The 3,426-nt window shown below is 61.7% G+C and carries 4 protein-coding genes; 3 read left to right on the top strand and 1 reads right to left on the bottom strand.

Going from position 1 to position 3,426, the window contains the following annotated elements:
* Positions 1-15: 15 nt before the first annotated feature.
* Positions 16-618, bottom strand: a complete 603-nt coding sequence (locus tag Q7S58_RS00020) for a hypothetical protein (RefSeq protein ID WP_304819497.1) — start codon at positions 616-618, stop codon at positions 16-18.
* A gap of 187 nt (positions 619-805) precedes the next feature.
* On the opposite strand from Q7S58_RS00020, the gene Q7S58_RS00015 reads away from it, so the two are divergent.
* From Q7S58_RS00015 to Q7S58_RS00005, 3 genes are all read left to right on the top strand, one after another.
* On the top strand, positions 806-1,513 hold the full coding sequence (locus Q7S58_RS00015) for a Crp/Fnr family transcriptional regulator (RefSeq protein WP_304819495.1): 708 nt from the start codon (positions 806-808) through the stop codon (positions 1,511-1,513).
* A gap of 8 nt (positions 1,514-1,521) precedes the next feature.
* Complete coding sequence (locus tag Q7S58_RS00010; RefSeq protein ID WP_304819493.1) at positions 1,522-2,358, top strand: alpha/beta fold hydrolase; 837 nt, start codon at positions 1,522-1,524, stop codon at positions 2,356-2,358.
* Between the two features lie 855 nt (positions 2,359-3,213).
* Positions 3,214-3,426 (top strand): LLM class flavin-dependent oxidoreductase (locus Q7S58_RS00005; RefSeq protein ID WP_304819491.1); only part of this gene is annotated, 213 nt, incomplete at its 3' end.

Raw genomic sequence — 3,426 nt, 5'->3', positions numbered from 1 at the left:
AACGAGGCGACTTCGCTAATTGCGGCCATTCTGGATGACCTCCTTGGTCTCGGCATTGGGCCATCCCGACCACACCGCTACCTGAAACACATTCGAGTGACGCTCGGCCGCGGGCCGCTTCGCCACCAGATGCTCGGTGACACGCATTTCGGGAAGGGCTTCGCGTTCGCGCCGCGTCGACGCCGACTCGCGCTCCGCGATTGCACCACGCAGTTCCGCGCGCAGCGAGCGAAGTTCGCTCCGCATGCCCTCGACCTCGGTCGCCGTCGGCAGATTGATCGCGGGCCACAGATTCGCAAAGAAGGCGCCCGCCACTGCCGCATTGAAGCGCTGCCACTGGAGCGAGAAATCGATCACACGGCTGGCAAATTCGCCTACGCTCTGATTCGTGTAAGTTCGATTGGTCGCTTCGTTGACCAGCCCGATTACCGAGTCGTATGCCGCCCAAGTGGCCTCATAGAGGTCGCGCTCGCTGCCGCCCGCGACAATCCGCTTCAGCGCGGCCGTCGGCAGGTCGAGCAGGGCCACCTTGGCGACCTTCAGGATTTCACTCGAGAGGGGAGGCTGTTTGGGGTTCGGAGCGATCCCGTTGTTGCTGATTGGGGTCTTGCTTGCCATTGCTTCCACCTTCGATGAGGAGTCTGTTGTCATGTTGGTATGCAGTTTCTGCTAATACCCAGCTTATAGCAATATTAGTTTGATTAACGTTTGTCGCAGTTGCGACAAGAACTGATTAACGCGTCCCGGAAATCGCGACTTCTGTCACCTTTGCGACATTCTGACCAAAATGTGCTAGGTATCGGCGGTGCACAGTCAGTCGCATCTGGACCCAAAATCGCTCACGCGGCTCAAATCGCTCGCCTGGATGAAGCCAGATCAGGCGGCGCGGCTCGCGACTGACGCGGTGGCCCTGAAAGTGCCGCGCGATGGCCCAATCTTCCAGCAAGGCGAAGCGTCCAGCCGAGTTTACATACTTCTCACAGGTGTCGCAAAGCTATGCTATGTGAATCGTGATCAACGTGTATTAGTCGGACTCGTCGGACCGGGCGAGGTGTTCGGCCTCTCCTCGCTGCTGCCGCCAACCACCCGGCCGTTTCGATGCGAGGCCTTCACCGACTGCACCGTCGCGGTGGTCAAACCCGAGATTTTCGTCGAGACCGTGCTGGGAATCCCTGCCGAGCGCCTCAGTTTGGTCCTCGACGTAACGGTCGGACGATGGTGGGGGATGTTGGTTCGGTACGCAAACCACGTCGGACTCGGGCTCCGCGAGCGGCTGGCCGGCGCGCTGCTCGATTTGGCGACGAAATTCGGCGTGCGCGATTCGCGCGGCACTCTGCTCACGGTCAAATTGACACATGCCGACCTGGCCGATCTCGTCGGCGCCTCGCGCCAGCGCACCACCGAGCAACTTAACGACTTCGAACGCGAGCAGGTAATCGTCCGCGACGGCCGCCGCTTGATTATCGTGCCGGAAAAACTGTATGCGCTGGTGCAGGCGCCCCCCGAGGACTGAGCGTGTCCATGGCCTCCGACAAATTCCTGATCGCGAACGGACTGCGGCTTCATTACCTCGACTACGGCGGCGCCGACGACCTGCCGTGGATCGTTTGCCTGCACGGGCTGAGCGGCAACGCGCACAACTTCGACGCGCTCGCACCGCATCTCGCGGCGAAATATCGCGTGATATCGATCGACGTGCGCGGCCGCGGCGACAGCGAATGGGGCCCCCCGACCGAGTACTTGCCGCAGCACTATGCGACCGACCTGGCCGCGATGCTCGACGAAATCGGAATCGGGCGCGCGAACCTGGTCGGCACCTCGATGGGCGGCGTCATCGCCATGATGTTCGCCGGCGGATGGCCTGAACGCGCCGAACGCGTCGTGCTGAACGACATCGGACCGGATATCGACATCGCGGGCGCGACCCGGATCGCGAACTACGTCGGCGTCGCGCCGGAGCGCTTCGACAACCTCGACGAAGTCGTTCAGTACTATCGCGACAACTACCCGCCGATGGCGAAAATGCCGCTCGCCGCGGTTCGCGACTTGGTGCAATGGTCGGTGAAGCCCACCGCTGGCGGCGGCCTCGCGTGGAAGATGGATCCCAACCTCCGCCGCCCGCTCCGCGGCGGCACCGCGCAGCAGCGCCTCGATTTATGGGTACCGTTCGCGCGTATCACCTGCCCGATGCTGATTGTCCGCGGCGCCGAGAGCGACATCCTCGCACCGGCCACCGCGTCGAGGATGTGCAAGGTGCACAATCGCGCGACTTCGATCGAAGTGCCGAACGTCGGTCATGCGCCGTCGCTTACCGAGCCTGAATCGATAGCTGCGATCAAGCAATTCTTCGGCGTCTGACGATGGTTTCCGGGATCCCGTCAGAGCTTCGTCCCTGAACTCGAGGTTGCACCATCGGTAATACCGAGTCGAAGGCTGCGCAGCCGAAGAATCCCGGATCTTTTACTTCGCCCGGCATGGCTTCGGGATCCTTCGACTCGGCAGCCCTCTTGCTCGGATGACGGTATGTCGGTAGCGCTCCACCATTCAAAGGCGCCACCTCTGATCGAACTGATGTCTCATCGAACACCTTCCGTGTCATTTCGAGCGCAGCGAGAAATCCCGGATCCGGGTTCCCTCGTCGCAAGGCTTCGTCGGGATGACACGGACCCCGCTCCGGCTCCTTTACCTCATCCTGAGCGGAGGCTGCCCTCCTATACCTCGCCCGTTACGTTACGGGAGAGGGAGCCCGCCGCCTTGCGGCGGGTAGGTGAGGGTGCTGGTTCGCCGGCTGCTTCATCGCACCGGATTTCACCATCTTCAACTATCGCCGACCTGGTTGGAGGTTCCGGCCAACAGCCGCAGGTAATCATCGTCCCCGGCCGCGCGCGCTATCGCGGAGTCGAAGGATCCCGATCTTCTTTCTGCATCCCCTCTTTCCCTCTCTTCACTTTCCATCTACGAACAGGGCGCAGCCCGCATCTTCCCACTCTGAATTTCATCCCATTCCAGCAACCTCGACGATTCCATCACCGCGCTCTGGCTTTTTCCGCCTTCCATTTACTAACAGGGCGTAGCCCGCATCTTCTTCACAACGGGAAGCCCGAAACCTGCGGGAGGTTTCGGATCTCTTCTCCGATTCCTTCGCTTTCACGTGCCGCCCTCGACCGCACCCGCCGTTGGCAAAACACCCCGATGCTGTACTACCGTGGCCCCATGAGCTTATGCGCGAATCTGAATATCGGTCTGCTCTTCCCATTCCGCAACCCGCCCGCGTGGCGCCGGCCGTGGCAGCAATTCTACGCCGAGCAACTCGCGCAAATCCGCCTCGCCGAGCAACTCGGTTTTGACGAGGCCTGGCTCACCGAGCATCACTTCGCCGAGGACGGCTACTCGCCCGCGATTCTTCCGATCGCCTCCGCCATCGCC

Origin of the sequence: Candidatus Binatus sp., from assembly GCF_030646925.1 — a bacterium.
Taxonomy (GTDB): domain Bacteria; phylum Desulfobacterota; class Binatia; order Binatales; family Binataceae; genus Binatus.
The sequence above is the reverse complement of the archived record's forward strand: the minus strand, read 5'-3'. Positions and strand labels throughout refer to the sequence as shown.

Excerpts from the sequence above, each read along its gene's own strand:
- Q7S58_RS00010 (WP_304819493.1), top strand. The coding sequence starts at position 1,522 with ATGGCCTCCGACAAATTCCTGATCGCGAACGGACTGCGGCTTCATTAC.
- Q7S58_RS00020 (WP_304819497.1), bottom strand. The coding sequence starts at position 618 with ATGGCAAGCAAGACCCCAATCAGCAACAACGGGATCGCTCCGAACCCC.